This is a genomic window from Massilia sp. Masssp94 (genome assembly GCF_059491305.1).
The window spans coordinates 1,733,927-1,760,379 of record NZ_CP168501.1 but is presented as its reverse complement, the minus strand read 5'-3'; the positions used below and the strand labels follow the sequence as shown (position 1 = coordinate 1,760,379).

At 67.0% G+C, this 26,453-nt stretch carries 26 protein-coding genes; 16 read left to right on the top strand and 10 right to left on the bottom strand.

Annotated features, from left to right (window positions below; translation table 11 throughout):
* The first annotated feature begins 503 nt into the window (after nt 1-503).
* The 4 genes from ACEN9G_RS07690 (at nt 504) to ACEN9G_RS07675 (ending at nt 5,520) form a co-directional block, all read left to right on the top strand.
* Nucleotides 504-701 carry an exodeoxyribonuclease VII small subunit gene (locus tag ACEN9G_RS07690; protein WP_495605552.1) on the top strand — a complete coding sequence of 66 codons (198 nt, stop codon included), beginning with the start codon at nt 504-506 and terminating at the stop codon, nt 699-701.
* The gene (locus ACEN9G_RS07685) at nt 698-1,594 is read left to right on the top strand and encodes a polyprenyl synthetase family protein (protein WP_483126540.1); all 897 of its coding nucleotides are present in this window, start codon (nt 698-700) and stop codon (nt 1,592-1,594) included. The genes ACEN9G_RS07690 and ACEN9G_RS07685 overlap by 4 nt, the downstream gene beginning before the upstream one ends.
* On the top strand, nt 1,595-3,463 hold the full coding sequence (dxs, locus tag ACEN9G_RS07680) for a 1-deoxy-D-xylulose-5-phosphate synthase (protein WP_413339619.1): 1,869 nt from the start codon (nt 1,595-1,597) through the stop codon (nt 3,461-3,463).
* A 137-nt stretch (nt 3,464-3,600) separates the two neighbouring features.
* On the top strand, nt 3,601-5,520 hold the full coding sequence (locus ACEN9G_RS07675) for a PAS domain-containing hybrid sensor histidine kinase/response regulator (protein ID WP_413339617.1): 1,920 nt from the start codon (nt 3,601-3,603) through the stop codon (nt 5,518-5,520).
* Here ACEN9G_RS07675 and ACEN9G_RS07670 read toward each other — a convergent pair.
* Genes ACEN9G_RS07670 through ACEN9G_RS07660 form a run of 3 tightly spaced genes read right to left on the bottom strand, consistent with a single transcriptional unit; the run spans nt 5,513 to nt 7,783 of the window.
* Nucleotides 5,513-6,208 (bottom strand): 2OG-Fe(II) oxygenase, encoded by a 696-nt coding sequence (locus tag ACEN9G_RS07670; protein ID WP_413339615.1) that lies wholly within the window; start codon nt 6,206-6,208, stop codon nt 5,513-5,515. The two genes, ACEN9G_RS07675 and ACEN9G_RS07670, sit on opposite strands and share 8 nt — an antisense overlap.
* Entirely contained in the window at nt 6,205-7,218 is a 1,014-nt protein-coding gene (locus tag ACEN9G_RS07665) for a rhomboid family intramembrane serine protease (protein WP_483126539.1), read from the bottom strand. The genes ACEN9G_RS07670 and ACEN9G_RS07665 overlap by 4 nt, the downstream gene beginning before the upstream one ends.
* Nucleotides 7,219-7,228: 10 nt before the next feature.
* A complete protein-coding gene (locus ACEN9G_RS07660; RefSeq protein WP_413339609.1) occupies nt 7,229-7,783 on the bottom strand; it encodes a cob(I)yrinic acid a,c-diamide adenosyltransferase in 555 nt (184 codons plus the stop codon).
* A gap of 74 nt (nt 7,784-7,857) precedes the next feature.
* On the opposite strand from ACEN9G_RS07660, the gene ACEN9G_RS07655 reads away from it, so the two are divergent.
* The 8 genes from ACEN9G_RS07655 to ACEN9G_RS07620 all read left to right on the top strand — a co-directional run bounded on the left by ACEN9G_RS07655 (nt 7,858) and on the right by ACEN9G_RS07620 (nt 16,813).
* Nucleotides 7,858-9,339: an FAD-linked oxidase C-terminal domain-containing protein gene (locus ACEN9G_RS07655; RefSeq protein WP_413339607.1), complete on the top strand. Its 1,482-nt coding sequence runs from the start codon at nt 7,858-7,860 to the stop codon at nt 9,337-9,339.
* 2 nt (nt 9,340-9,341) lie between these two features.
* Complete coding sequence (gene glcE / locus ACEN9G_RS07650) at nt 9,342-10,391, top strand: glycolate oxidase subunit GlcE (protein WP_413339605.1); 1,050 nt, start codon at nt 9,342-9,344, stop codon at nt 10,389-10,391.
* Nucleotides 10,392-10,397: 6 nt separating this feature from the next.
* Nucleotides 10,398-11,630 carry a glycolate oxidase subunit GlcF gene (gene glcF / locus ACEN9G_RS07645; RefSeq protein WP_413339603.1) on the top strand — a complete coding sequence of 411 codons (1,233 nt, stop codon included), beginning with the start codon at nt 10,398-10,400 and terminating at the stop codon, nt 11,628-11,630.
* Between the two features lie 63 nt (nt 11,631-11,693).
* Nucleotides 11,694-13,208, top strand: a complete 1,515-nt coding sequence (locus ACEN9G_RS07640; protein ID WP_413339601.1) for an ATPase domain-containing protein — start codon at nt 11,694-11,696, stop codon at nt 13,206-13,208.
* Complete coding sequence (locus ACEN9G_RS07635) at nt 13,201-14,850, top strand: ATP-binding protein (protein WP_413339599.1); 1,650 nt, start codon at nt 13,201-13,203, stop codon at nt 14,848-14,850. The genes ACEN9G_RS07640 and ACEN9G_RS07635 overlap by 8 nt, the downstream gene beginning before the upstream one ends.
* A gap of 97 nt (nt 14,851-14,947) precedes the next feature.
* A complete protein-coding gene (locus tag ACEN9G_RS07630; RefSeq protein ID WP_440964438.1) occupies nt 14,948-15,748 on the top strand; it encodes an STAS domain-containing protein in 801 nt (266 codons plus the stop codon).
* Between the two features lie 56 nt (nt 15,749-15,804).
* Nucleotides 15,805-16,119, top strand: coding sequence for a hypothetical protein (locus ACEN9G_RS07625; RefSeq protein WP_413337102.1), 315 nt, complete (start codon nt 15,805-15,807; stop codon nt 16,117-16,119).
* Nucleotides 16,120-16,123: 4 nt separating this feature from the next.
* Nucleotides 16,124-16,813, top strand: coding sequence for a pentapeptide repeat-containing protein (locus ACEN9G_RS07620; RefSeq protein WP_413337103.1), 690 nt, complete (start codon nt 16,124-16,126; stop codon nt 16,811-16,813).
* 240 nt (nt 16,814-17,053) lie between these two features.
* Here the strand turns inward: ACEN9G_RS07620 and ACEN9G_RS07615 are convergent, their stop codons facing one another.
* From ACEN9G_RS07615 to ACEN9G_RS07595, 5 genes are all read right to left on the bottom strand, one after another.
* Nucleotides 17,054-17,479: a hypothetical protein gene (locus tag ACEN9G_RS07615; RefSeq protein WP_413337104.1), complete on the bottom strand. Its 426-nt coding sequence runs from the start codon at nt 17,477-17,479 to the stop codon at nt 17,054-17,056.
* A 26-nt stretch (nt 17,480-17,505) separates the two neighbouring features.
* On the bottom strand, nt 17,506-18,000 hold the full coding sequence (locus ACEN9G_RS07610) for an Hcp family type VI secretion system effector (protein WP_413337105.1): 495 nt from the start codon (nt 17,998-18,000) through the stop codon (nt 17,506-17,508).
* Between the two features lie 368 nt (nt 18,001-18,368).
* Nucleotides 18,369-19,043 carry a uracil-DNA glycosylase family protein gene (locus ACEN9G_RS07605; RefSeq protein WP_413337106.1) on the bottom strand — a complete coding sequence of 225 codons (675 nt, stop codon included), beginning with the start codon at nt 19,041-19,043 and terminating at the stop codon, nt 18,369-18,371.
* Nucleotides 19,040-19,276, bottom strand: coding sequence for a hypothetical protein (locus ACEN9G_RS07600; RefSeq protein WP_413337107.1), 237 nt, complete (start codon nt 19,274-19,276; stop codon nt 19,040-19,042). The genes ACEN9G_RS07605 and ACEN9G_RS07600 overlap by 4 nt, the downstream gene beginning before the upstream one ends.
* A gap of 8 nt (nt 19,277-19,284) precedes the next feature.
* Nucleotides 19,285-20,178, bottom strand: a complete 894-nt coding sequence (locus ACEN9G_RS07595; protein WP_413337108.1) for an NmrA family NAD(P)-binding protein — start codon at nt 20,176-20,178, stop codon at nt 19,285-19,287.
* Between the two features lie 60 nt (nt 20,179-20,238).
* On the opposite strand from ACEN9G_RS07595, the gene ACEN9G_RS07590 reads away from it, so the two are divergent.
* The 3 genes from ACEN9G_RS07590 (at nt 20,239) to ACEN9G_RS07580 (ending at nt 24,316) form a co-directional block, all read left to right on the top strand.
* On the top strand, nt 20,239-21,168 hold the full coding sequence (locus ACEN9G_RS07590) for a LysR family transcriptional regulator (RefSeq protein WP_413337109.1): 930 nt from the start codon (nt 20,239-20,241) through the stop codon (nt 21,166-21,168).
* Nucleotides 21,169-21,231: 63 nt separating this feature from the next.
* Nucleotides 21,232-23,274 (top strand): glycoside hydrolase family 97 protein, encoded by a 2,043-nt coding sequence (locus ACEN9G_RS07585; protein WP_413337110.1) that lies wholly within the window; start codon nt 21,232-21,234, stop codon nt 23,272-23,274.
* A gap of 46 nt (nt 23,275-23,320) precedes the next feature.
* Nucleotides 23,321-24,316, top strand: coding sequence for an alpha/beta hydrolase family protein (locus ACEN9G_RS07580; RefSeq protein ID WP_413337111.1), 996 nt, complete (start codon nt 23,321-23,323; stop codon nt 24,314-24,316).
* Between the two features lie 10 nt (nt 24,317-24,326).
* On the opposite strand, the gene ACEN9G_RS07575 is transcribed toward ACEN9G_RS07580, so the two are convergent.
* Nucleotides 24,327-24,809 carry a glutathione peroxidase gene (locus ACEN9G_RS07575; RefSeq protein ID WP_413337112.1) on the bottom strand — a complete coding sequence of 161 codons (483 nt, stop codon included), beginning with the start codon at nt 24,807-24,809 and terminating at the stop codon, nt 24,327-24,329.
* 61 nt (nt 24,810-24,870) lie between these two features.
* Here ACEN9G_RS07575 and ACEN9G_RS07570 point away from each other — a divergent pair, with 61 nt between their 5' ends.
* Complete coding sequence (locus ACEN9G_RS07570) at nt 24,871-25,302, top strand: hypothetical protein (protein ID WP_413337113.1); 432 nt, start codon at nt 24,871-24,873, stop codon at nt 25,300-25,302.
* 10 nt (nt 25,303-25,312) lie between these two features.
* On the opposite strand, the gene ACEN9G_RS07565 is transcribed toward ACEN9G_RS07570, so the two are convergent.
* Nucleotides 25,313-26,449: a PilT/PilU family type 4a pilus ATPase gene (locus ACEN9G_RS07565; protein ID WP_413337114.1), complete on the bottom strand. Its 1,137-nt coding sequence runs from the start codon at nt 26,447-26,449 to the stop codon at nt 25,313-25,315.
* Nucleotides 26,450-26,453: the final 4 nt, after the last annotated feature.

The window sequence follows — 26,453 nt, the reverse complement described above, 5'->3', positions numbered from 1 at the left end:
TATTTTTAGGGGAGCATCGAGATTTCCAGGGCGAGCAGCAACGTGGTCGAGCGGGCGCGCTCGAGGCGTCGCATCCCGACCAACAGTGCTGCCGCAAATTCGGAGTTCTCGCTCCTTTAAAGAGCGGAATACGGTATTTCGGAGACAGAACCGGAGATTATAGCCTGTAAATGCCCCTCCAGTCCCGGGCCGGCTCGTGGTTGTGGTACGTGGGTGTTCAAAAATTGCCTAAACGGCATCGTTTTCATGAATCCCGGGGCGCTTTGCGATAAAATGTATCCTTGCTTGCAAGTTGGCGGCGACAGGCGCACCGTTCATGTCGAAACAGGATTGTTTAGAATAAGCGATTAGACTGGCATGCCGCGCACGGGTTGCGTATGGTGTCGCCCAGCCCCGAATCGATCAAACTCATTATGCCAAATAAAACAAACGCGGAGAGCGCCGCACCACCGGCAGCCGCGAGCGCAGCGGCGTCCGCACCGCCCGAATCCTTCGAGCAGGCGATGTCCGAACTGGCCCAACTCGTGACGCAAATGGAAAGTGGGCAATTGCCCCTGGAAGCCTCGGTCGCCGCGTATGCACGCGGGTCCGAGCTCGTGCGCTATTGCGCGGCCCAGCTGGAAAAAGTCGAATCCCAGGTGAAGGTCCTGGAAGGCGAGATGCTCAAGCCGTTCAGTGCCGACGGCGAGGACGACGTATGAGCGCGCCGCAGGATTTCCAGGCCTGGGTGAAGGCCGTGCAGGCCGACGCGGAGTCTGCCCTCGACCGCTTCTTGCCGGCTGAGAGCCAGGTGCCGGCCAAGCTGCACGAAGCGATGCGCTACACGGCGCTGGGCGGCGGCAAGCGCGTGCGTCCGCTGCTCGTGCATGCGAGCGGCGCGCTGTTCGGCGCGGATGCGGATGCGCTCGCGCGCGCCGCCAGCGCCGTCGAGATGATCCACGTGTATTCCCTCGTGCACGACGACATGCCGTGCATGGACGACGACGCCCTGCGCCGCGGCAAGCCGACGGTGCACGTGGCGTACGACGAAGCGACGGCGCTGCTCGTGGGCGACGCGCTGCAGGCGCAGGCCTTCGAGGTGCTGGCCGGCACGACGACCGTCCCGGCCGCGCGCACCGTCACGATGCTGCGCCTGCTGGCCGAGGCGGCCGGCAGCAAGGGCATGTGCGGCGGCCAGGCGATCGACCTGGACAGCGTCGGCCTCAGCCTCACGCTCGAGCAACTGGAACGCATGCACCAGCTCAAGACGGGCGCCATGCTGCGCGTGTCCGTGCTGTTGGGCGCCCTGGCCGGCCGCGACCTCGCATCGCACGAGCAGGAAGCGCTGGCCGCGTACTCGCGCGCCATCGGCCTCGCGTTCCAGGTCGTGGACGACATCCTCGACGCGACCGCCGACTCGGCCACGCTGGGCAAGACGGCCGGCAAGGACGCCGCCGACAACAAGCCGACCTATGTGTCGATCCTTGGGCTGGCGCCGTCGAAGGCGCTGGCGGAACAATTGCGGCAGCGGGCGCACGACGCGCTCGCGCCGTTCGGAGAACAAGCACTGCGGCTGCGCGAGATCGCGGACCTGATCGTGCAGCGGAAGGCATAAATGAAACTGCTAGATACCATCAACGACCCGGCCGACCTGCGCAAGCTGCCGCGCACCCAGCTCACGCCGCTGGCCCATGAACTGCGCCAGTTCCTGCTCGATTCCGTGTCGAAGACGGGCGGCCATTTGTCGTCCAACCTCGGCACCGTCGAGCTGACGATCGCGCTGCACTACGTGTTCAACACGCCGGAAGACCGCATCGTGTGGGACGTCGGCCACCAGACCTACTCGCACAAGATCCTCACGGGCCGGCGCGAGCGCATGCCGAGCCTGCGCCAGCTGAACGGCCTGTCCGGCTTCCCCAAGCGCGACGAAAGCGAGTACGACACCTTCGGCACCGCGCACTCGTCGACGTCGATCTCGGCGGCCCTGGGCATGGCGACGGCCGCGAAGATCAAGGGCGAGAAACGCAAGGCGATCGCCGTCATCGGCGACGGCTCCATGACCGCCGGCATGGCGTTCGAGGCGCTGAACAACGCGGGCGTCGAGGACGACGTCGACCTGCTCGTCGTCCTGAACGACAACGACATGTCGATCTCGCCGCCGGTCGGCGCATTGAACCGCTACCTGGCGCGCCTGATGTCGGGCCAGTTCTACGCGGCCGCGAAAAACGTCGGCAAGACGATGCTGCCCGCGCCGATGCTGGAACTGGCGAAGAAGCTGGAAGAACACGCGAAGGGCATGGTCGTCCCGGCCACGATGTTCGAGGAATTCGGTTTCAATTACATCGGCCCGATCGACGGCCATGACCTCGATTCCCTGATCCCGACGCTGGAAAACATCAAGAAGCTCAAGGGCCCGCAATTCCTGCACGTCGTGACGAAGAAGGGGCAGGGCTACAAGCTGGCCGAGGCCGAGCCGATCCTGTACCACGGCACGGGTAAATTCAATCCGAGCGAAGGCATCAAGCCCGCCAAGGCGACCAGGATCACGTACACCGAGGTGTTCGGCAACTGGCTGTGCGACATGGCGCATGTCGACAAGCGCCTGGTCGGCATCACGCCGGCGATGCGCGAAGGCTCGGGCATGGTCCGCTTCAACCAGGAATACCCGGACCGCTACTTCGACGTCGGCATCGCCGAGCAGCATTCGGTGACGTTCGCGGGCGGCCTGGCAACGGAAGGCATGAAGCCCGTCGTCGCGATCTACTCGACGTTCCTGCAGCGCGCCTACGACCAGTTGATCCACGACGTGGCGCTGCAGAACCTGGACGTGACGTTCGCGCTGGACCGCGCGGGCCTCGTCGGCGCCGACGGCGCCACGCACGCGGGCAACTACGACATCGCCTACCTGCGCTGCATCCCGAACATGGTCGTGATGGCGCCGTCGGACGAGAACGAATGCCGCAAGATGCTGACGACGGCCTACCGTTTCGACGGCCCGGCCGCCGTGCGCTATCCGCGCGGTGCGGGTATCGGCGCGGTCATCGAGCCGGCGCTGGACGTCATCGAGATCGGCAAGGGCATCGTCAAGCGCGAAGGCAAGGGCGTCGCGATCCTGGCCTTCGGTTCGATGGTGGCGCCGAGCATCAAAGCGGCCGACGGCCTGAACGCGACCGTCGCCGACATGCGCTTCGTGAAGCCGCTGGACGTGGAACTGGTGAAGCAGCTGGCGCAGAACCACGACTACCTGGTGACGGTGGAAGAGGGCTGCACGATGGGCGGCGCCGGTTCCGCCGTGGCCGAGGCGCTGGCGGAGGCGGGCATCGCCAAGCCGCTGCTGATCCTGGGCCTGCCCGACCGTTTCATCGACCACGGCGACCCGGCGCTGCTGCTGGCGTCCGTCGGCCTGGATGCGCACGGCATAGCCTTGTCGATCCGCGAACGTTTCGGCATCGGCGAACCGCGCCTGGTCGTCAACAACACCTGACCCTGCGCAGTTTGCCCCTCCGAAAAACGCCATCCCGGCCCGTCCGGCGGTGGCGTTTTTTGCTATGGCGAATCGGCCGACGCGTCCGTTGCGGGAAGCCTATAATCCCGCTTCATCGACTATCGAAAGCACCGTTCATGCTTTCCCCCGCCCTGTTCGAAGCCGTCTTCACTCACTCCCCGATCGGGCATTACCTGCTGTCGCCCACGCCGGAGGCGACCATCCTCGCCGTCAACGACGCGTTTTTGAAAGCGTCGGGGCGCACACGCGAGGAGCTGGTCGGCGTCAGCCTGTTCGAAGCCTTCCCGCGCAACCCCGACGACCCGGCCGACACCGGCGAAACGGTCTTGCGCCGTTCGCTCGCCCGCGTCGTGGCGACGGGGCAGCCGGACCGGCTGCCGGCCCAGCGCTACCCGATTCCCGTCGTCCTGCCGAACGGCGCGACGGGCTACGAGGAGCGGTTCTGGACCGCTGTCAGCACGCCGGTCTTCGGCACGGACGGCGCCATCCTGTGCATCTCGCACACGACCAACGACGTGACGGAGCAGGTGCGTTCGGAAGCCGCACTCCGCGAGAGCGAAGCACGCTACCGGGCATTGACGAATGCGACGGCGGACGTCGTGTACCGCATGAGCCCCGACTGGAGCCAGCTGCGCCAGCTCGATGGCCGCGGGTTCCTGAAGGACACGGCCGACGCGAGCCGCTACTGGATCGACGACTACATCCCGGCGGAAGACCAGGAGCGCATCCACCTGGCGATCGCCGCGGCGACCCGCGCCAAGTCCACGTTCGAGCTGGAACACCGCGTGCGCCGCCTGGACGGCAGCGTGGGCTGGACGTATTCGCGCGCGGTGCCGATGCTCGACGCGCGCGGCGACATCGAGGAATGGATCGGCGCCGCCAGCGACATCACGGAGCGCAAGCTGGCCGAGGAAAAGCTGAAGGAATCCGACCGCCGCAAGGACGAGTTCCTCGCGATGCTGGCGCACGAGCTCAGGAACCCGCTGGCGCCCATCGGCGCGGCCGCCGCGCTGCTGCAGCGCGCGCGGCTGGACGAGGGTCTCGTGCGCAAGACGAGCGAGATCATCGGCCGCCAGGTCGCCCACATGACGGAGCTGGTCGACGACCTGCTGGACGTGTCGCGCGTCACCCGCGGGCAGGTCGAGCTGGACGAGGCAGCGCTGGACATGCGCGCCATCGTGGCCGACGCGGTGGAGCAGGCGATGCCGCTCGTCCGTACCCGGCACCAGCAGCTGGACGTGGACGTCCCCGCGCACGCCATGCCGGTGATGGGCGATGCGAAACGCCTCGTGCAGATCCTCGCCAACCTGCTCAACAACGCCGCCAAGTACACGCAGGAGGGCGGCCGGCTGCGGCTCGCGGCCAGGGTGCGGGGCAACGAGGTCGTGGTGGACGTCGTCGACAACGGCATCGGCATGGCACCGGAACTGGCGGCGCGCGCGTTCGACCTGTTCGCCCAGGCCGAGCGCACGTCGGACCGCGCCTCCGGTGGCCTGGGACTGGGCCTGGCGCTCGTGCGGAGCCTCGTCGAGCTGCACGGCGGCACCGTCTCGTGCGCGAGTGCGGGGCCGGGCCAGGGCAGCCGGTTCACCGTGACCCTGCCGCTCCTCGCGGCAGGCGCCGCGCCGGCCGCGCCGTGCGACGAGGCGCTGGCGGCGCAGGAACGCGGCCTGTCGATCATGGTCGTGGACGACAACGTCGACGCGGCCGAGACGCTCGGCCTGCTGCTGGAAGCGTCCGGACACCGCGTGAGCATCGAGCACGATCCGCTGCACGCGCTGGAGCGGTCGCGCACGGAGGCGCCGCAGGTATGCCTGCTCGACATCGGCCTGCCGGGCATGGATGGCTACGAACTGGCGCGGCAGCTGCGCGCGCAAGCTTCCACCGCGCACGCGTTCCTCGTCGCCATCACCGGCTACGGCCAGGACAGCGACCGCCGGCTCGCCGCGGAGGCAGGTTTCGACAGGCACCTCGTCAAGCCGATCGATCTCGAGTCGCTGCGGGACGCGCTGGCCGGCGCGTCCCGCCCTACTTGAACAGGTCCTCGGCGCGGCGGTACAGGATCCACGACGTGGCCACGTACTTGTCGCCGCTCGTCGCGACGTGGCCCTTGTGCGTGTGGGTAAAGCCGGCCGGGGCGATGACCAGCCGGCCCTGGCGCGCCTCGACCTTGCGGCCCTGGTACAGGAATGCCGTCTCGCCGCCCTCCGCCACGTCGTTCAGGTAGAACTGGAACAGCAGCACGCGGTGCAGGGTCTCGCAGCTCGCGTTCTGCGGATAGATCTCGGAATGCCAGTGGTGGTAGCCGCCGCTGCCGCGCAGGTACTTCTGCAGGTTGATGGCGCCGAGACGGTACATCGCCTGGACCAGCGCATCGAGGTGCGGGCGGCCGCATTCGTCGAAGTTGTCCAGCGAGAGCGCCACCGGCTGGCCCGTGGCGGGATGCGCGACGGTCGGCGCGAGGGCGCCCAGCAGCAGAGCGCGGTAGCGGTCCATGTACTCGACCAGGTGGCGCCGCACGGCCGTCGCCATCAGGTTGCACACGTCGTGCCATTCCTTGTGCTGGCTGATGGTGATGTCCCAGCTGTCCTTCTTTGCCACGTCCACGCCCATGCCCGTGCGGCCGCGCTGGTGCTTGTCGCTGGCCTCGAAGCGGTCGAGGATGTGGGCGCATTGCCCGGGCGTGAGGGCGCCGTCGTAGATGCCGATGAAATCGTCGCTCATGTGGCTTGCTCCGCCGGCACGTGCAGCGACCGGGCCAGCAGGTGGCCGGCCAGCCAGCCGCCGATCAGGCCGCCGATGTGGGCCGCGTTGTCAGTGTGCGGATACAAAAAGCCTGCCGCCAGGTTGAACGCCAGGAACGGCAGCAGCGTGCCGCGCAGGTCGTTGACGACGGTGGGCGGGATGCCGCTGTTCTCGCGCCGCATGAACGCGAACAGGCCGCCGACGATGCCGAAGATGGCGCCGGACGCGCCCACGCTGTTCACGTGCGGATTCCACACCACGCTGGCGATGCCGCCGCACAGGCCGGCGACCAGGTACAGCGCGCTGAAGCGCAGGCTGCCGAACAGGCGCTCGACGAGCTGGCCCACCTGCCACAGCGCGATCATGTTGAAGGCCAGGTGCAGCAGGCTCCCGTGCAGGAACAGCGACGTGAAGAGGCGCCACGGTTCGCCGTGCAGCGTCCTGTCGCCCAGGTTCGAGCCCCAGTTGACGAGTTGGGCCGAGCGCAGGACCGCATCGTAGTTCGAATTCCAGCCCCAGCCCAGCATCGATCCCATCACGCCACCGGGCAGGCTGCTGCGCACGAGCCACATGAGGAAGTAGATGCCGATGTTCAGCGCCAGCAAGGTCCAGATCACGGGCGTCGACGGACTCCAGTAATCGATCCGGTCGTGGAATTCCTCGCGCTCGGCGTGGGCGATGGCGAAGTCCTCGGTGCGACGTTGCGGCAGCAGGGCGGCGAGCTGCACCGCCGCCGCGGCGTCCTTCATGGCAAAGCCGATGACGAGATTCTCGCGCACGCCCAGCACGTGGAACATCACGTTTTCGCCGTCCGTCTGGACGTTGACGATGTCGACCATGCGCAGCCGGTGTTCCGCACGCTTGGCCAGGCGGAACGATCTGTGGATCTTGCCGCGCACGAGCACGAAGTCGGGTTCGACGACGACCCGGCCCTTGCCCCGGAAGTGGAACGAATTCGCGTGGAAGCGGACGTCGAAGGTTGTCGTCATCCGCACTCCGTCAGGTGCGCTTGCGTTCGTGCTGCCACAGCACGTCGCTGCCGCCCGCGTGGCGGTTCAGCACGCGCGCCAGCACGAACATCAGGTCCGACAGGCGGTTCACGTACTGGCGTGGCTGCGCGTTGATCGTTTCGAGCTTCGACAGCGTCACGATGGCGCGCTCGGCGCGGCGGCACACGGTGCGACACACGTGCGCGAGCGACGCGGCGCGCGAGCCGGCCGGCAGGATGAATTCCTTCAGGACCGGCAGGTCCGCGTTGTACTTTTCCAGCAGCGCGTCCAGGCGCGCCACCTGCTCGTCCTTGATCAGCTGGTAGCCGGGGATGCACAGCTCGCCGCCCAGGTCGAACAGGTCGTGCTGGATCGTGACGAGTTCCTCGCGCAGCTCGCCCGGCATTTCCTCGCACAGCAGCAGGCCGACGAAGGAATTCAGCTCGTCGACGTCGCCCAGCGCCGCGATGCGCGCGCTGTCTTTACCGGTGCGGCTGCCGTCGCCGAGGCCGGTGCTGCCGTCGTCGCCCGTGCGGGTCGCGATCTTCGAAAGTCGATTGCCCATGCTGATATCCTGCCCACGAAAAAAGATAGCCGGAGCATACGCCAAATCCTTGGGATTGTGCTTACAATCGTTCCATGATTCCCTCGATTCCAGTCGACCCCGGGCGGAGGCGGCAGGTGGCCGCCGCACTGCGCGCCGTCCTTCCCGCACGCGCCGTCCTCGCCGATCCCGAGGACACCCGTCCTTACGAATGCGATGGCCTGGCCGCCTACCGCCAGCTGCCGATGGTCGTGACCCTGCCGGACGACGAGGCGCAGGTGCTCGCGATCCTGAAGGTATGCCGCGACCTGGGCGTGCCCATCGTTCCGCGCGGCGCGGGCACGGGCCTGTCCGGCGGTGCGCAGCCGCTGGCGGACGGCGTCGTGATCTCGACGGCGCGGCTCAACCGCATCCTGCGCGTGGAGCCGTATGCGCGCACGGCCGTCGTGCAGCCGGGCGTACGCAATCTCGCCATCTCGGAAGCGGCCGCGCCGTTCAACCTGTACTACGCGCCGGACCCGTCGTCGCAGATCGCCTGCACCATCGGCGGCAACGTGGCCGAGAACTCGGGCGGCGTGCACTGCCTCAAATACGGCCTCACCGTGCACAACGTGCTGCGCGTGCGCGTCTGTACGATCGAAGGCGACGTCATCGAGCTCGGTGGCGCATCCCTCGATGCGCCCGGCCTCGACCTGCTGGCCGTGTTCATCGGCTCGGAAGGCATGCTGGGCATCGTCACCGAAGTGACCGTGAAACTCGTGCCGAAGCCGGCGCAGGCGCAGGTGATCATGGCGTCGTTCGACGACGTGGCGACGGGCGGCAACGCGGTCGCCAGCGTGATCGCGGCCGGCATCATCCCGGCCGGCCTGGAGATGATGGACCGGACGTCCTCGCGCATGGTCGAGCCGTTCGTGAAGGCGGGCTACGACCTGGACGCGGCGGCCATCCTGCTGTGCGAGGCGGACGGCACGGCGCTCGAAGTGGCGGAAGAAATCGCGCGCATGGCGGAGGTGCTGCGCGAGGCCGGCGCCAGCGCGATCACGGTGTCGCAGACCGAGTCCGAGCGCCTGCGCTTCTGGTCCGGCCGCAAGAACGCGTTCCCGGCCGCCGGCCGCATCTCGCCCGACTACTACTGCATGGACGGGACGATCCCGCGCAAGCAGCTCGCGCACGTGCTGGCGCGCATCGAGGAGATGGAGACGACGTTCGGCCTGCGCTGCGCGAACGTCTTTCATGCGGGCGACGGCAACATGCACCCGCTGATCCTGTTCGACGCCAACCTGCCGGGCGAGCTCGATCGCGCGGAAGCCTTCGGCGCCGCCATCCTCGCGCTGTGCGTGGAAGTGGGCGGCACCATCACGGGCGAACACGGCGTCGGCGTCGAGAAGATCGATTCGATGTGCGTGCAGTTCGGCGCCAGGGAGCTCGACGCATTCTTCACGGTGAAGCGCGCGTTCGATCCGGGCATGCTCCTCAATCCCAACAAGGCCATTCCGACACTCCACCGCTGCGCGGAACTGGGCCGCATGCGCGTCAGCGGCGGCGTGCTGCCGTTTTCTGATCTGCCGCGCTTTTGACCATGCAGAATCTCGTCGTACACTTTCAGGAACTTGTGCGCAACGGGCGCCCCTTGCGCATCCGCGGCGGCGGCACCAAGGACTGGTACGGGCAGCGGCTCGAAGGCGACGTCCTCGATACGCGCGACTACACCGGCATCGTCGACTACGAGCCGACGGAACTCGTGATCACGGCGCGCTGCGGCACGCCGCTGGCGGAGATCGAAGCGGCCCTTGCGGAGCGTGGGCAGATGCTGGCGTTCGAGCCGCCGCATTTCGGCTCGCAAGCCACATTGGGCGGCGCGATCGCGAGCGGTTTATCGGGACCGCGCCGCGCGAACAGCGGCGCCGTGCGCGACTTCGTCCTCGGCTGCAAGCTCCTGGACGGCAAGGGCGACGTGCTGTCGTTCGGCGGCCAGGTGATGAAGAACGTGGCCGGCTACGACGTGTCGCGCCTGCTGGCCGGGTCGCTCGGCACCCTGGGCCTGCTGCTGGAAGTGTCGATAAAAGTGCTGCCGCGCGCACCGCGCGAAGCGACGCTCGTGTTCGAGGGCGTGAACGAGGTCGATGCGATCCGCAACCTGAACGAATGGGCCGGCCAGCCGCTTCCGGTCTCCGCCAGCTGCTGGCACGACGGCATGCTGGCGCTGCGGCTGTCCGGCGCGAATGCCGCCGTCGACAATGCCATCCGCACGCTCGGCGGCGACGTGATGCCCGACTGTGCCCGCTTCTGGGCCGGCCTGCGCGAACAGCAGCATCCGTTCTTCGCAGGGGACATGCCGTTGTGGCGCCTGTCCGTGCCGTCCACGGTCGGCGCCATCGTGCCGGGCAGCCCGCAACTGATCGAGTGGGGCGGGGCGCAACGCTGGCTGCGCGCGCCGGGTGACGCGGCGACGGCGGAACGCATCCGCGCGACCGTAGCAGCGTGCGGCGGCCACGCGACGCTGTTCCGCGGCGGGGAAAAAGGCGTCGGCGTGTTCCAGCCGCTGGCGCCGGCCATCGCCCGCATCCACGAGCGCCTGAAAGCCGGGTTCGACCCGGCCGGCATCTTCAATCCCGGCCGGATGTATTGAGGGACCATGCAAACGAATCTCGCCGATTTCATCAAGGGCACGCCCGAGGGCATCGAGGCCGACGCGATCCTGCGCGCCTGCGTGCACTGCGGCTTCTGCACCGCCACGTGTCCGACCTATCAACTGCTGGGCGACGAGCTGGATGGCCCGCGCGGCCGCATCTACCTGATCAAGCAGGTGCTGGAAGGCGAGACGCCCACGCGCAAGACGCAGCTGCACCTCGACCGCTGCCTCACGTGCCGCAACTGCGAGACCACGTGCCCGTCCGGCGTGAAGTACGGGCGCCTCGTCGACATCGGCCGCAAGGTGGTCGAGGAACGCGTGGCGCGTCCGTTGGCGGACAGGGTGAAACGCACGACGCTGAAGGAATTCCTGCCGCGTACCGGTCTGTTCAAGCCCGCGTTCAGGGCGGGACAGGTGGTGCGCCCGCTGCTGCCGTCCGCGTTGCAGGACAAGCTGCAGCCGGCGCGCGCGCCCGGCCGCTGGCCCGTGCGCGACCACGCGCGCAGGATGCTCGTGCTGGCGGGCTGCGTGCAGCCGGCGATGGCGCCGAACGTCAATGCCGCGACGGCGCGCGTGCTCGACGCGCTCGGCATCCAGCTCATCGAAGCGCCGCAAGCCGGCTGCTGCGGCGCCGTGCGCTTCCACCTGAACGACCAGGACGGGGGACTCGCCGACATGCGCCGCAACGTCGACGCGTGGTGGCCGTACGTGGAGCAGGGCGGCGTCGAGGCCATCGTGATGACGGCATCCGGCTGCGGCGTGACGGTCAAGGACTACGGCCACCTGCTCGCGCACGACGCGGCGTATGCGGCAAAGGCGGCGCGCATCTCGGCGCTGACGAAGGACCTGTCCGAGATCATGTGCGACTTCGAGGGCGAGATCGCGCGGCTTCTTTCGGGCCGCATCCATGAGCGCGTCGCGTTCCACCCGCCGTGCACCCTGCAGCACGGCCAGCAGATCCGCGGCAAGGTCGAGGGCGTGCTGCGCGCGGCCGGCGTCGATGTCGTGCTGTGCGCGGAAAGCCATCTGTGCTGCGGCTCGGCCGGCACGTATTCCGTGCTGCATCCCGAGCTTGCGCACGCCCTGCGCGACCGCAAGCTCGCCAACCTGGAAGCGACGGGCGCGCAGCAATACGTCTCGGCCAACGTCGGCTGCATCGCGCACCTGCAGTCCGGGACGGCGACGCCGGTGACGCACTGGATCGAGCTCGTCGACCGCGCGCTGACGAGCGGTTGATTCGTCCTATAATGATCTTGCCGTTGCGTTCATCCAGAGCGCATTCTTTCAGGACGTACTTGCATGACCGAGCCGCTTGCCTCCCGCCGCACTTCACGCAAACCCGCTTACCGCGTCTCCACCGGCGTGCCGGGGCTGGACGACATCCTCGGCGGCGGCCTGACCGGGGAGCGGGTGTACCTCGTCGAAGGCACCCCTGGCACGGGCAAGACGACCCTGGGCATGCAATTCCTGCTCGACGGCGTTGCCAAGGGGGAAGCCGGGCTGTACATCACCCTGTCGGAAACTGCCGATGAGCTCGATGCCGTCGCGGAAAGCCATGGCTGGTCGCTGGACCAGCTGGCGATCTTCGAACTGGCCAGCGACGGGGCGCTCGATCCTGAGGCGCAGCAGTCGATCCTGCACCCGGCCGAGATCGAGCTGGGCGAGACGGCGCGGGGCGTGATGGAAGAAGTCGACCGCATCAATCCGGTGCGCGTCGTGTTCGACAGCCTGTCGGAAATGCGCCTGCTGGCGCAGAATCCACTGCGTTACCGGCGCCAGATCCTTGCACTCAAACAATTTTTTGCGTCGCGCGCGTGCACTGTGCTGATGCTGGACGACAAGACCAACCAGTCGGACCAGCACCTGCACAGCATCGCACATGGCGTCGTCAGCCTGGAACAGATCGCGAAGGAATTCGGCAAGGAACGCCGCCGCGTCAATATCATGAAGATGCGGGGCATCAAGTTCCGCGGCGGTTACCACGACTACATCCTCGACACGGGCGGCCTCCGCATCTTCCCCCGGCTCGTCGCGGCGGAACACTCGGCGGCGTTCACGCCCGTGACGCGCTCCACGGGATCGGATGGACTCGACATGCTGCTGGGCGGCGGCCTCGTTGCCGGGACCAATACGCTGTTCGTCGGGCCGTCGGGCGTCGGCAAGACGACCGTCGTGGTCCGCTGCATGCTGGCGGCGCTGGAGCGGGGCGAGAAAGCCTCGTACTACCTCTTCGACGAAGGCATGGGGACGTTCTTCACGCGCGCGGCCACCCTCGGGCTGGACCTGGCGCCGCACCTGGAGTCCGGGCTGCTGACGGTGCGCCATGTCGATCCGGCCGAGCTGGCGCCGGGCCAGTTCGCCCAGATGCTGCGCGACGCCGTGGAAATCGACGGTGCCGCCTTCATCGCCATCGACAGCCTCAACGCCTACCTGCAGGCGATGCCCGGCGAGCAATTCCTGCTGCTGCAGATGCACGAGCTGCTCGCCTACCTCAACCAGCAGGGCGTCACGACGGCGCTGATCCTCGCCGAGCATGGCGTCGTCGGCGAGGGCGCGCGCGACGTCGATCTCAGCTACCTGAGCGATGCGGCGATCCTGCTGCGTTACTTCGAATCCAGCGGCAAGCTGCGCCGTGCGATCACCGTGTCCAAGAGCCGGACGGCGCACCATGCGCTGACCATCCACGAGCTCCAGCTCGGTCCTGACGGCGTCGACGTGGGTGCCGCGCTCGAAGGCTTCGAAGGCGTGTTGACGGGCTTGCCCACCTACCGCGGCTCGACGCCCATGATGGCCGTATCCGACGCCAATGCCTGATCATCGCGAACAACGCGTCCTGGTCCTCGCCCCGCACGGGCGCGACGCCGACGTGATCGCCGGGGTCGTCGAGCGCGACGGCGTCGGGTGCGAAGTCGTTCCCGGTGCCGATGCGCTGGTCGAAGCGATCGGGCAGGGCGCGGCGGCGGCCATCGTGGCGGAAGAGGCGCTGTCGGCGCGCACCCTGGCGCGCATCGCCGAGTGGCTCGCGCAACAGGAACCGTGGTCGGATTTTCCGTTCGTCGTCCTGCTGGCCAAACGGTACGGCGCCGCGCCGGCGCAACTGAAGGCGACCTTCGCCGCCCTCGGCAACGTCCTCCTGCTCGAACGGCCGTTGAGCGCGGACACGCTGGCCACGGCGGCAGGGGCCGCGCTGCGCGCGCGCCGGCGCCAGTACGAGGCGCGCGAGGTGCTGGCGCAGCTCGAGTCGCTGAACGCGAACCTCGAGGCGCGCGTCGAGGAGCGCACGCGGGCGCTGGCGCAGGCCAACGACCGGCTCACGGCCGAAATCATGGAGCGCGAACGCGCGCAGCAGGCGATGGCGCAGGCGCAGAAACTCGAATTCCTCGGACGCTTCACCGGCGGCGTCGCGCACGACTTCAACAACCTGCTGAACGTTATCCAGGGGAACATGGAGCTCATCGGCATGTTCTCGCGCGAGGAATCGACGCTGGCCCGCGCGAAGACGGCGCAGGCGGCGTGCCGGCGCGGCGCCAAGCTCACGGGCCAGCTGCTGACGTTCGCGCGCGACCAGTCGCTGGACCTGCGCCCGCTGCTGGTGCGGACACTGTTCGAGAGCGTCGAGGAGCTCGCGCGGCCGGTGCTGGGGGCGGGTGTCGAGCTCGTGCTGTCGGTCGACGACGACGTGGACAGCGTGCTGGCCGACGCGAGCCAGATGGAAATGGCCCTGCTCAACCTGATGATCAACGCGCGCGACGCCATGAGCGGACGGGGACGTATCCGCCTGCAGGCGTCGTGCGCACGACCGCCCGCCGGGACGCTGGCGACGGGCGACTACGTCCGCGTCGCGGTGTCCGACAACGGCCCTGGCATGTCGCCGGAAGTGGCGGCGAAAGTCTTCGAGCCGTTCTTCACGACCAAGGCCGTGGGCAAGGGCACGGGCCTGGGCCTCAGCCAGGTGTATGGCATGGCCCAGCAATCGGGCGGCGCGGCGTTCGTGCACAGCGTCCCGGGCGAGGGCGCGACGATCGAGATCTGGATGCCCGCCGCGCATGACGCCACGGCGTCGGAGCGGCCCGCCGCGGTCGACCGCCGCAAGCTGGCCGGCCTGCGCGTGCTCGTCGTCGAGGACGACGAATCTGTGCGCGCGGGGATCGTCGATGCCCTGCTGGCCCTCGGCTGCAACGTGTCGCAGGCGGGCGACGGCGGGGAAGGGTTGGCGGCACTGGAGGGAGGCCGGCCCGGCCTGCTGCTGACGGACTACCTGATGCCGGACATGACGGGCGTCGACCTGGCGGTGCGCGCCCGCGCGCTGTTCCCGAGCCTGCCCGTGCTGGTGGCGACGGGGTACGCGGACATGGGCGCGATCGAACACGCGATCGGCAGCGACGCCGTGCTGCGCAAGCCGTTCCAGCTCGCCGAGCTGGGCGCGGCCGTCGCCCGCGTGGCCAATCTGGGCTAGCGCAATCGGTGGTATAGTCCATCGACCACGCAGTTAATCTCCGATGCCTCTCGGTCGGCGCAAGACTTTCATAGCCCGACCCGACCAGGAGCCACCGATGATTCCCCAATCCCATGCCGTCCATCTCGGCCAGTTGGTGCGCGACCACCAGGCGGCGTTGTGCGCCGCGTGGCTGGAACGCGCCGGCGCGCCGTCCGTCCCTGCGCACTGCGAGCGCTTCCTGCAGGCCTTCGCCGAGGCGGTCGACGATCCGCAGGCCGGCAACATCGAAGGCCGCGCCTGGCGCGCCATGCGCGACACGCTCGACGACATCACGACGGCCCGGGCCGGCCGCGGCTCGACGGCGGCCGCGGCCGTGGCCTTCGTGTTCGCGGTCAAGCAGCCGCTGGCCGACCTGCTGCGGACGCACCACGCTGCCGCGCCCGCGGCGCTGCGGGCCGTCGACACGTGGGTGGACCAGATGGGCATGTATGCGCTCGACGCCTTCCAGCGCAGCCGCGAGCAGATCATCGCGCGCCAGCAACGGGAATTGCTGGAGCTGTCGACGCCGGTCATCAGCCTGTGGGAGGGCGTGCTGGCCCTGCCCCTGATCGGCACGCTCGACAGCGTCCGCGCGCAAGTCGTGATGGAAAGCCTGCTCGACCGGATCGCCGCGACCCACGTCCATACGGCCATCATCGACATCACGGGCGTCCCCACCGTGGACACGATGGTCGCGCAACACCTGATGAAGACCATCGCGGCGGCCCGCCTGATGGGCGCCGACTGCATCCTCAGCGGCATCCGGCCGCAGATCGCCCAGACCATCGTGCATCTCGGCGTGAACCTCGCCGGCGTCGTCACGAAAGCGACGCTGGCCGACGCGTTTCTCCACGCGACCGGGACGGCGGCCGACTGAAAAAGGCGGGCCGTGGTAGCATCGGCGCCCTGTTTCAGTGATCGATGGAGGACCCGGTGAGTTTCGTGTTTCGGCTGATATCCCAGGACGAGGATGCGGCGCCGTCCGTCGCCTTCCAGGACAGCATCAGTCCCGGCTACGTCCCGCTGTGGGAAGAGGTCGGCGTGTACGACGCCTTGTACAACAGCGACGGCCGCGAGGCCCGCGACATCTCGCGCGCGATCGCGTACGGCGTCGACCGTATCGCCGGCGACGAATCGCTGGGCCGCATGCTGCCGTCCTCGTGCCGCCAGGAGGAAGCGCTGCGCTTCCTGGAAAACGTGCACCGCGGCTGCACGATCCACGTGTCGGCGCGTGTCGAGACGCGCTGATTCCATGTCCCGGACCACCGTTACCCTGGGCGGCGAGCAGGTCGACCGCGCACGCATCGACGCGCTGCTGGCGGAAGACACGCTGCTCGTCCTCGAAGACTGCGACCTCGCCGGGGCGGACCTGTCGCGCCTGAACCTGCAGGATTGCGCATTCATCCGCTGTGCCGTATCCGAGACGTCGTTCTATGCCGCGAACCTGGCGCGCACGCGCTGGCAGCGCTGCCGCGGCGGCCATGCGGATTTCGAATCGGCCGACCTGGTCGATGCGAAGTTCGACGGCTGCGACTTGAACAACGCCGGATGGCGCCGCACCAAGCTGGCATCGGTCGCGTTCCGCAGCTGCAAGCTGACGGGCGCGCGCTTCGAGGAGGTGAGCCAGCTGGGTCTCTCGTTCGAAGACTGCCTGCTGGTCGGCGCCGACCTGCGCCGGATGTCGTTCCGCAAGGCGGTGCTGCGCGGGCTGGATTTCGCCGATGCCGATCTGTCGGGCTGCGATTTCCGCGAGGCCGTGTTCGAAGAAGGCTGCAGCCTGCGCGAGGCCCACATCAAGGACACGCGCTTCGATGCGGCCGATCTGCGCGAGGCGGATCTGGGTGGCCTGAAGCTGTCGAATGCGAAGCAGTTTGCGGGCGCGACGATCTCCACGCGGCAGGCGGCGGAGCTGGTGCGGGGGCTGGGATTACACGTGGCTTAGCGCGGAAGCATAAGCGGACGTTGTCGCGGATCCGGCACCCGTACCATCAACTCATTACAGGGCCTCAACCTTTCGCTCGCGTTTCCCGTAACTGACGGCGAAGCTTCACATTGTCTGCCACTGCGCACACGAACCCGACAGTCGCAAACACGGATAGGGCATCATTGCTGCCGAACTTCCAGAATGCCCATGAGGTCAGGGCCAGACCCAGCCCTGTAGCGAGCAATAATAGCGAGTCTTTCATTTGAAGTTCTCGTAGAGCTTGTGGTACTTTCGCCCCGCTACGCTTGCGTCGTAGATGCCCGGATTGCGATGGAGAAGCGGCAACAGCCAATCCCGTTTCAAATTCCAGCGGGACGCCTCGAACAGCACGTCGCTCAACGACGTGCCACCCGCCAGCGTTCGGCCCGTTGCTACTGCCAAGCTGCCTATTGCCGCCCCTATGTAGTACGCTGCCTGAACTGCGGCCACAGTGGCAAGGCGTTCCAGGTTCGTTCCTGCACCGATCATCTCCAGAACGGTTACTTTGGTCCCGTACTTGTCGATATAGGCGAGCATGCCGGATATGCTGGCCTGCGCGGTTGCAACCGATCCATAGAGATTTTCGGGCGCAGGTAAATTGAGCGCATCCATGTTCTCTTTGAAATATTTGTAGAAGTCCGACATTGGATGGCTCCCGGTTGTGCTGTGCGCTATGCAACGACCTTATTGGCCGACAAGTCCCAGCCTCCCGCAGTCGACCCACCGGCACCGCCAGAGATTTTTTGTTGCGTGTACTTCCAGGTCATCTTGGCGAATTTCAGTTGAAAGTGTTCCTGCATCCCGCCTGTCGCCGTCAGTCCCGGCTTGATGGAACCGATTAACACATGTTCGAGGTTCATCTCGAAATACTTGACCCGCTCGCCGTTACTGTCGGCCCGGAAGAACTCGAACTTTGCTTTTGGGATAGTTTTCCCCATGGCGCAGTGTTGCAGCAGGAGCGGTGTAGAAAGGTCGGCCAGCTTGGCGACTACGACATCATCGAAATCGGCACGAGCCGATGTATGGCCGCCGCTGGTCGAGGTCACGGGGCTCCGTGGTTGATCTACACCGAAGTGCACATTCAAGCACTCAATCCAGTCTTTGTGGGCTGAGTCCTGGGACTCACCCTTGATGCCTTCGATATGAAGATAAGCGTCCACTGCCATGATGCCTCCGTTGTCGATTGAGCAAGTGATGCATTCTGGCTTGGCCTCCTATCAGCAACGTTGGTGATCGTCAGTACATCAAAGGGGAAAGATCAACAGCGCTGGCATGTCGCAGCTACAGCGGTGTAATACGGCCGTACGGGATTTATGAGGCGAGATCGCGATGGCCCGGCGATCATAAATAAACGTGCACCGCGGTTGCACGATCCACGCGTCGGCGCGTGTCGAGACGCACTGATCTCATGTCCCGCACCACTGTTACCGCTGAGCGGCGCGGAGCTGTCGCGCCGATCTCCACGCGGCAGGCGGCGGCACTGGTGCGGGGGCTGGGGTTGAACGTGGCTTGGTTAGGATGACCGGTGCATCTTTCAGACTGTCATCGTCTTCGATGTAGCCTGATACCGCTGATAGTTTCCCACCACATCATCATACATTTCCACAGTTTTCTTCAAGTACGACGGATGATTGGCGTTGATGAAGATCCGTCCGCCTGCCTCGTGCACGCGTGGGCCGACGCGTCGGATTGCAGGATAAACGTGTTGTTTGATCGCTCGATAGGTCCCACCGCACACGACGATCCGGGGATCGATCAACTCGATCTGTTCGCGCAGGAAGATGGCATCGCGTGCGGCGGCGTGCTCCACAGCGTTGGTCGCTCTGGCACCTCCCATTGTCTTTTTTAAATTGATGAACGCGCATGCGAGTAGTGCAGTCTTCCTGTTCTTGTGCGCGTCCTCGAAGGTCGGAAAACTGGCCTCCGCGGCGTGGACGAGTCCATGTGCCCAACGCCCGACATTGTGGAAGGTCGGGCGATCCCATAGCTTGCTGGATGGATGTGTCGTGCACGCTTTATGAATCAGCGCTGCGATGTTGCCGCGGTAGCCGTTGGTTTCTCGGAGTACGAAAAGAATCTGCGTGCCGGCCTGGAGCCACCGGGCCGGATCGACGATACCGTCCTCGACGAAGTGGTCCTGAAAATCCGGACTGCTGGCGCGCCATCTCGAAAAAAGATCCCTTGCTGCGGAGGGATAGTCTCTGGTCATGGAAAGGGGCGGCCGTTCAGTGCACGAATCCGATCGAGCCGCACGGTCGGGCCGCCACGCAGCCGCAGGTATTCGACGCCGGTGTCGGCGTAGACATCCTCGATCACGCCCGCCAGGTTGTCGAGCGTGCCATCGGGACGTTCCACGTCCAGCGTGCACGGGCGGCGCAAGGTGGCCAGCGCCAGCAGTTCGTCATGGCGCTCGCAATTGATCGGGATGTAGGGCTGGTCCATGCCTTATTCTAGCGCGTTGCCAGCCCGGTGATGACGTGCTGCAGCGGCGTGGCCCCCGCCCATTCGACGGCGTCGGGATCGCTCCTGATGTCGATATGCGGGCCATTGAGGCCCCGCGTCATTTCCGTGAAACCGGCGAGTGCTGCCGGCGAAAAGCCCGCATCGGCCAGCGCGTCGGGCCACTGAGCGTCCGGCAGGACCACCACGTCGACCGGCTTCCCGAGCGTGGCCGCAACGCTGGCGGCGACGTCGATCGGGGCGTAGTCCGCGGGCCCCGCGAGCGTGACGATGCGGTGGCCCGGCCATGCTTCCTGCAGCAAGGCGGCCGCGGCGTTGCCGACGTCCGCGGTGGCCACCATCGGGATGGCGCGCTGCGGCGGTGCCAGGAACGTCGGCAGGGTGCCGCTGCGCACGGCCTGGCCGACCATGGGCATCCAGTTTTCCATGAAATAGGCCGCGCGCAGGAAGGCGGCCGGCACGCCGGATTCGCCCAGGCGCTGCTCGAACATCCGGTTCATGCCGATCCAGCCCGTGCCGTTCTCGCGGTCGGCGCCCACCGAGGACAGGGCCACGAGCCTGGGCACGCGCGCCGCCGCCGCCGCGCGCGCCGTGGTGGCGGCAATCAGGTCGGCGTGCTCGAACAGGTCGTCGCGGCCGTATTGTTGAGGACTGACGACGTAGGCGCCGCGGACGCCACTGAGCGCCCTGGTCAGCGAGACCAGATCCGTCAGGTCGGCGATCGCGACCTCCGCACCGCGTTCAGCCCAGTGGCGACCCTGGGCCGGGTCGCGCACGATGACGCGGACAAACTGGCCGGCGCGCAACAGCGCATCGGCCGCGGCGGCACCGGTGCGGCCGGTCACGCCGGACACGGCGTAAGGAAGAGAGGGGGCTGCAGTCATGGAAATCTCCTGTGAAGTTGAACCGGAAGCGTGCATGATTGCGGGACATGCATCAATGACATGAAAGGCATAGTGAAAATGCGCCAAGTGGATTTGTCCGGGGCCGACCTCAACCTGTTGAAACTGTTCGAAGCACTCGTCCGGGAGCGCAGCGTCACCCGGGCGGGCCTCCGGCTGGGCCTGAGTCAACCGGCCGCCAGCCGCGCACTGGGACGACTGCGTACGATGCTGGGCGATCGCCTCGTCGTCCGCGGCACGTCCGGTCTCGAATTGACGCCGCGCGGCGAGGCCTTGGCAGGCCGGGTGACCCGGTTGCTGGACGACGCCCGGGGCATCGTCGCGCCTGCCGTCTTCGATCCGGCCGCCGCAACGGGGCGGATCACGATTGCCGCGCACGATCACCTGAGCCTGGTGATCCTGGGTGAATTGATCGCCCGTTTTGAACGACAGGCGCCCGGATTAAGTCTGCACATCGCACAACCTGCCGGGGACAATATGCGGCTCGTCGAGCAGGGGATGGCGGATCTGGCCATGGGTACGTTCGACAGCCTGCCGGGTAGTCTTTATCGACGCGGGCTGTACACCGACCGCTTCGTATGCGTAGTGCGGTCCGGCCACCCCGGCGTGACGCGGGGACTCGGCCTGGAACAGTATGTGGCGCTGCGCCACGTGACCGTGACCATTTCCGGGCTGGGTGAAAGTGCGGTCGACGCCGCGCTCTCCGCACTGGGCCTCACGCGCCGCGTCGCGCTGCGCGTCCCCCATTTCATCGCCGCTGCGCTGCTGGTGGCGGACAGCGACATGATCCTCACGCTGCCGGGCCGCCTCGCGCGCCGGCTGGCGGACAAGCTCCCGATTGCGCTCCTGGATGTGCCGCTGGAGGTCGCCCCTTTCTCGCCGGCCATGATCTGGCATGAGCGCTGCCACGGCGACCCCGCCCATGTTTGGGTCAGGCAACAACTTGCGGACATCGTGGCGGCGTTCGTGTAGTAATATTACACTTCCATCATCCAGCCGGATCGCTGCGTCGTCCGGCTATTCGGGAGTGTAAAGATGCGTCTCCGTCTGCTCGCGCTTGCCGCGATGTTTACAAGCTACATGGCGGCGCCGGCCGTCTGGGCGCAAACCGTCGTGGCCACGGCCAGCTCGCCGGGCGGCGTGCTGACGGTCGACGTCCAGCTCGACAACATGGGCAAGCTGGCCTACGACATCAAGCGCAAGGGCAAGGAGATCATCGCCCCGTCGCATCTCGGCTTCAACCTCGCCAATGCGCCCAAGATGGACGACGGTTTCACGGTGAAGGACAAGCGCGTCAGCGAGCATGACGACACATGGGAACAGCCGTGGGGCGAGCGCCGCTACGTGCGCAACCATTACCGCGAGCTGCGCGTCGACGTCGAGCAGACGAACCGCTCGAACCGCCGGCTCGCCATCGTCTTCCGCATCTACGACGACGGCATCGGTTTCCGCTACGAATTCCCCGACCAGCCGCAGCTGCGCGACGTCGCCATCACGGACGAGCTGACGGAATTCGTCGTCGCCCGGCCCGCGACGGCGTGGTGGATCCCGGCGGGCGAGTTGTCGGGCCTCGAGCAGATCGTCGAGAAGGCGCCCTTGACCGAGATCGGTACGGCCAACACGCCGCTGACGCTGCGCCTGGACGACGGCACGCACATCGCCCTCCACGAAGCGGCGCTGGTCGACTACGCGACGATGTGGGTGCGCAAGGTCGCGGGCCAGAAGCTGCGCGCGCAGCTGGCGCCGTCCACGACCGGGGCGGCCGTCGTGCGCCATGGCGCGTTCACGACGCCGTGGCGCACCCTGCGCATCGCGGACGATGCGCCTGGCCTGTACATGTCGGACCTCGAGCTGAACCTGAACGAGCCGAACAAGCTGGGCGACGTGTCGTGGGTCCACCCGTCGAAATTCGTCGGCGTGTGGTGGGAAATGCACCTGAACAAAGGAACGTGGAACGCGGGGCCGAAGCATGCCGCGAACACGGCCAACGTCAAGCGCTACATCGACTTCGCGGCCGCGAACGGCTTCCGCGGCGTGCTGGTGGAGGGCTGGAACCGCGGCTGGGAAAGCGACTGGGGCCACGGCGGCGCGGACTTCAGTTTTACGCAGCCTTACCCCGACTTCGACCTGCCCGCGCTCGCCGCGTACGCGAAGCAGAAGGGCGTGCGCCTGATCGGCCACCACGAGACGGGCGGCAACGTCGCGGCCTACGAAAAGCAGATGGATGCGGCCTATAAACTGTATGCGAAGCTGGGCGTGGACAGCGTCAAGTCGGGCTATGTGCACGAAGCGGGCACGATGCAGTTCCCCGGCCCGGACGGCAAGGTCCACTACGGGAACTACGATTCGCAGGAAGGCGTGCGGCATTTCGTGAAGGCCGTGACGGAGGCGGCGCGCTACCGCATCGCCATCGACACGCACGAACCCGTGAAGGACACGGGCCTGCGCCGCACCTACCCGAACTGGCTCGCGCGCGAGGGCGCACGGGGCGTCGAGTACAACGCGTGGGGCGAGCCGCCGAACGCCGCCGACCATGAAGCGAAGCTCGTGTTCACGCGCATGCTGAGCGGCCCGATGGATTACACGCCCGGCGTGCCCAGCCTCGTCGGCGCGGGCGGCAAGACGTTCAATTCGACGCAGGCCAAGCAGCTCGCCAACTACGTCGTGATCTATTCGCCGCTCGCGATGGCGGCCGACCTGCCGGAGAACTACGCGAAGTATCCGGCCGCCTTCAAGTTCATCCGCGACGTGCCGACCGACTGGGCCGACACGCGCGTGCTGAACGGCGCCGTCGGCGAGTACGCGACCATCGCGCGCAAGGACCGCCGTTCGGACGCCTGGTACGTGGGCGCCGTCACGGACGGCATGGCGCGCACGGTGGCCGTGCCGCTGGCCTTCCTCGACCCGGGCAGGCGGTACGTGGCCGAGATCTACCGCGACGGCGAGCAGGCCGATTACCGCAACGAGCACCGGTTCGATCTCGTGACGGAGACGAGGACCGTGACGGCGAAGGACGTACTCGACGTGCGGCTGGCGCCGGGCGGCGGGCTGGCGGTGCGGATCGTGCCGAAGCAGTGATTTTTCGATAGCCTGCGAGGGCGCCGTTCGTGGGATGATCGCGTCCATGAACAAACGCTTACTCGCATTCTTCGGCGGCATCCTGCTCGCCGCCTCGGCGGCCCACGCCGCGCCCGTAGTGCAGCAGGAACCGCTGGAACTCGGCAAGGCCGCCGCCACGCGCTTCACGGTGCAGCGCGACGGCGCGCCCGCCATCCGCTACGTCATCTCGCAACCCGCGCACAAGGCGCCGCTCGTGCTGTTCGTGCAGGGTTCCGGCTGCACGCCGCCGTTCGTCGGCCTGGGCACGCCGAACCGTTACTCGACCGTCTTCAATTTCGTGCCGCTGGCGCAGCGGGGCGACTACGCCGTGATGGTGGTCGACAAGCCGTACCAGCCGGAGGCCCCGCCCCAAGCGCCGCCGGGCGTGGCGACGGGATGTCCGGCCGCGTTCAACGCCAACTTTTCCTACGACAGCTGGCTGGACACGCTGCGCGGCGCGCTGCGCCATGCGCTGGCCTTGCCGTGGGTCGACGGCAGCCGCGTGCTGGTGTTCGGCGTGTCGGAAGGCGCCGTGATGGCAGCGGGCCTCGCGCGCGCGTTGCCCGAGGTGACGCACGTGGCGCTGATCGGCGGCACCGGCACGAGCCAGTTGTTCGACTTCGCCGCCAACGCCTATCGTGCGGGGACGAACGACGACGACACGCTCGCGCGCCTGCGCGACATCGACGCGACCGTCGACGCCATCAACGCGGACCCGCGCAGCAGCGTGAAATTCGCGTGGGGGCACACCTATCTGCGCTGGAGTTCCTTCTTCGCGCAGGCGCCCGGCGAGAACCTGGTCCAGTCGAAGGCGCGGGTCTGGCTGGCCAGCGGCATGCGCGACGACAGCGTACCGGTCCTGTCGACCGAGGTCGCGTACGCGCGCCTGCGCGCGCTCGGGCGCGACGTCACGTTCCGGCGCCTGCCGCGCGCGGGCCACAACCTGATGGCGGAAGGGGGCTCGATGGCGGACGTGCAGAAGGAGTACGACGCCATCATGGCCTGGTTCGACCGCCGCTGAGCGTTGGCGCTTACGGCTGCAGCGCCTTCTCGATATCGCCCGCGATCTCTTCCGGCTTGGTCTGCGGCGCGTAGCGATGCAGCACGGTGCCGTCGCGGCCGACGAGGAACTTGGTGAAGTTCCACTTGATGCCCTCGGTGCCCAGCACGCCCGGTGCCGCGTTCTTCAGGTATTTCCACAGCGGGTGCGCCGCATCGCCGTTGACGTCGACCTTGGCGAACAGCGGGAACGACACGCCGTAGTTCTTTTCGCAGAACGCGCCGATCTCCGATTCCGTGCCCGGCTCCTGGCTGCCGAACTGGTTGCAGGGGAAGCCCAGCACTTCCAGGCCGCGCGCGTGCAGTTCGCGGTACAGGGTCTCGAGGCCCTGGTATTGCGGCGTGAAGCCGCATTTGCTGGCGGTGTTGACGATGAGGAGGACCTTGCCGCGGTACTGGGCCAGGTCGACCGGCTTGCCGTCGAGGGAGGTGGCCTGGAAGTCGAACACGTTCATCGTGGGCTCCTGTATGCTTGGGTTGATTCGAAGGCAACAGTGTAAGGCAAAGGAGACATCGATGCAGTCCACCGTGAACATTCCCCTGGCCGCCGGCGCGCTGCTCAGCGCCGTCGCCGCGTTGCTCCACCTGGGCATCATCGCGGGCGGTCCGGCGTGGTACCGCTTCTTCGGCGCGGGCGAGCGGTTCGCGCGGGCGGCCGCGCAAGGGCGCCGGTATCCGACCCTCGTCACGCTGGGGATCGCCGCCGTGCTGTTCACGTGGTCCGCGTATGCGCTGGCGGGGGCGGGCATCATTGGCGGGCTGCCGTTCCTGAAGGCGGCGCTGGTCGCCATCACGGCCGTCTATCTCGTGCGCGGGGCGGCGTTCGCGCCGCTCGTTCTCGCCAGGGGCGGCGCGATCACGCCGTTCGTCGTGTGGAGTTCGGTGATCTGCTTCGGCTACGGGGTGGTGCACCTCGTCGGTCTCGTGCAGCGCTGGGCGGCGCTGTAGCCGAAGCGGATCAGATGAGACCGAGCGTCTCGGTGCCCGCGGAGAAATCGCGGTTCTTCGCGTGCTTGCTATTGAGCTTGATGTTCAGGCGCAGGTCGTTCACGGAGTCCGCGTTGCGCAGCGCATCCTCGTAGGTGATCTTGTCCGCCTCGTACAGGTCGAACAGGGCCTGGTCAAAGGTCTGCATGCCCAGCTCGCGCGACTTCTTCATGATCTCCTTGATCTCGTGGACCTCGCCCTTGAAGATCAGGTCCGAGATCAGCGGCGAATTCAGCATGATCTCCATCGCGACCACGCGGCCCTTCGCTTCCTTCTTCGGAATGAGGCGCTGCGAGATCAGGCCCTTCATGTTCAGCGACAGGTCCATCAGCAGCTGCTGGCGGCGCTCTTCGGGGAAGAAGTTGATGATACGGTCCAGCGCCTGGTTGGAGCTGTTCGCGTGCAGGGTGGCGAGGCACAGGTGGCCCGTTTCGGCGAACGCGATCGCGTGTTCCATCGTCTCGCGGTCGCGGATTTCTCCGATCTGGATCACGTCCGGCGCCTGGCGCAGGGAGTTCTTCAGCGCTGCCTCGAAGCTGTCCGTGTCGACGCCGACCTCGCGCTGCGTGATCACGCAGTTCTTGTGCGGATGGACGAATTCGACGGGATCCTCGATCGTGATGATGTGGCCGTAGCTGTTTTCGTTGCGGTAGCCGACCATCGTCGCCAGCGTCGTCGACTTGCCGGAACCCGTGGCGCCCACCATGATCACGAGGCCGCGCTTGGTCATGATCACGTCCTTCAGCACCTCCGGCAGGTCGAGGTCCTCGAACTTCGGGATCGTCGTCGTGATCACGCGCAGCACCATGCCCACGGCGCCCATCTGCATGAAGGCGGAGACACGGAAACGTCCCAGGTCGCCGGGGCTGATGGCGAAGTTGGCTTCCTTCGAGAGCTCGAAGCCGGCGGCCTGCTTGTCGTTCATGATGGCGCGCGCCAGGTCGGCCGTGTGCGAGGCCGTGAGGGCCTGGCTGGACACGGGCGTCATGCGGCCGTCGATCTTCATCGCGGGCGGGAACCCGGACGTGATGAACAGGTCGGAACCGCCCTTGCTGACCATCAGGCGCAGCAGGTCGAACATGAATTTGGAGGCCTGGTCGCGTTCCATGCGC

What these genes read in the sequence shown, in the direction of transcription:
- ACEN9G_RS07615 (WP_413337104.1), bottom strand. Translation starts at nt 17,479, where the DNA reads ATGTCGGACTTCTACAAATATTTCAAAGAGAACATGGATGCGCTCAAT.
- ACEN9G_RS07640 (WP_413339601.1), top strand. Translation starts at nt 11,694, where the DNA reads ATGACCGAGCCGCTTGCCTCCCGCCGCACTTCACGCAAACCCGCTTAC.
- ACEN9G_RS07670 (WP_413339615.1), bottom strand. Translation starts at nt 6,208, where the DNA reads ATGAGCGACGATTTCATCGGCATCTACGACGGCGCCCTCACGCCCGGG.
- ACEN9G_RS07630 (WP_440964438.1), top strand. Translation starts at nt 14,948, where the DNA reads ATGATTCCCCAATCCCATGCCGTCCATCTCGGCCAGTTGGTGCGCGAC.
- glcF (WP_413339603.1), top strand. Translation starts at nt 10,398, where the DNA reads ATGCAAACGAATCTCGCCGATTTCATCAAGGGCACGCCCGAGGGCATC.
- ACEN9G_RS07575 (WP_413337112.1), bottom strand. Translation starts at nt 24,809, where the DNA reads ATGAACGTGTTCGACTTCCAGGCCACCTCCCTCGACGGCAAGCCGGTC.
- ACEN9G_RS07685 (WP_483126540.1), top strand. Translation starts at nt 698, where the DNA reads ATGAGCGCGCCGCAGGATTTCCAGGCCTGGGTGAAGGCCGTGCAGGCC.
- ACEN9G_RS07595 (WP_413337108.1), bottom strand. Translation starts at nt 20,178, where the DNA reads ATGACTGCAGCCCCCTCTCTTCCTTACGCCGTGTCCGGCGTGACCGGC.
- ACEN9G_RS07635 (WP_413339599.1), top strand. Translation starts at nt 13,201, where the DNA reads ATGCCTGATCATCGCGAACAACGCGTCCTGGTCCTCGCCCCGCACGGG.
- ACEN9G_RS07580 (WP_413337111.1), top strand. Translation starts at nt 23,321, where the DNA reads ATGAACAAACGCTTACTCGCATTCTTCGGCGGCATCCTGCTCGCCGCC.
- glcE (WP_413339605.1), top strand. Translation starts at nt 9,342, where the DNA reads ATGCAGAATCTCGTCGTACACTTTCAGGAACTTGTGCGCAACGGGCGC.
- ACEN9G_RS07600 (WP_413337107.1), bottom strand. Translation starts at nt 19,276, where the DNA reads ATGGACCAGCCCTACATCCCGATCAATTGCGAGCGCCATGACGAACTG.
- ACEN9G_RS07665 (WP_483126539.1), bottom strand. Translation starts at nt 7,218, where the DNA reads ATGACGACAACCTTCGACGTCCGCTTCCACGCGAATTCGTTCCACTTC.
- ACEN9G_RS07655 (WP_413339607.1), top strand. Translation starts at nt 7,858, where the DNA reads ATGATTCCCTCGATTCCAGTCGACCCCGGGCGGAGGCGGCAGGTGGCC.
- ACEN9G_RS07585 (WP_413337110.1), top strand. Translation starts at nt 21,232, where the DNA reads ATGCGTCTCCGTCTGCTCGCGCTTGCCGCGATGTTTACAAGCTACATG.
- ACEN9G_RS07570 (WP_413337113.1), top strand. Translation starts at nt 24,871, where the DNA reads ATGCAGTCCACCGTGAACATTCCCCTGGCCGCCGGCGCGCTGCTCAGC.
- ACEN9G_RS07660 (WP_413339609.1), bottom strand. Translation starts at nt 7,783, where the DNA reads ATGGGCAATCGACTTTCGAAGATCGCGACCCGCACGGGCGACGACGGC.
- dxs (WP_413339619.1), top strand. Translation starts at nt 1,595, where the DNA reads ATGAAACTGCTAGATACCATCAACGACCCGGCCGACCTGCGCAAGCTG.
- ACEN9G_RS07590 (WP_413337109.1), top strand. Translation starts at nt 20,239, where the DNA reads ATGAAAGGCATAGTGAAAATGCGCCAAGTGGATTTGTCCGGGGCCGAC.
- ACEN9G_RS07565 (WP_413337114.1), bottom strand. Translation starts at nt 26,449, where the DNA reads ATGGAACGCGACCAGGCCTCCAAATTCATGTTCGACCTGCTGCGCCTG.
- ACEN9G_RS07690 (WP_495605552.1), top strand. Translation starts at nt 504, where the DNA reads ATGTCCGAACTGGCCCAACTCGTGACGCAAATGGAAAGTGGGCAATTG.
- ACEN9G_RS07620 (WP_413337103.1), top strand. Translation starts at nt 16,124, where the DNA reads ATGTCCCGGACCACCGTTACCCTGGGCGGCGAGCAGGTCGACCGCGCA.
- ACEN9G_RS07605 (WP_413337106.1), bottom strand. Translation starts at nt 19,043, where the DNA reads ATGACCAGAGACTATCCCTCCGCAGCAAGGGATCTTTTTTCGAGATGG.
- ACEN9G_RS07675 (WP_413339617.1), top strand. Translation starts at nt 3,601, where the DNA reads ATGCTTTCCCCCGCCCTGTTCGAAGCCGTCTTCACTCACTCCCCGATC.
- ACEN9G_RS07610 (WP_413337105.1), bottom strand. Translation starts at nt 18,000, where the DNA reads ATGGCAGTGGACGCTTATCTTCATATCGAAGGCATCAAGGGTGAGTCC.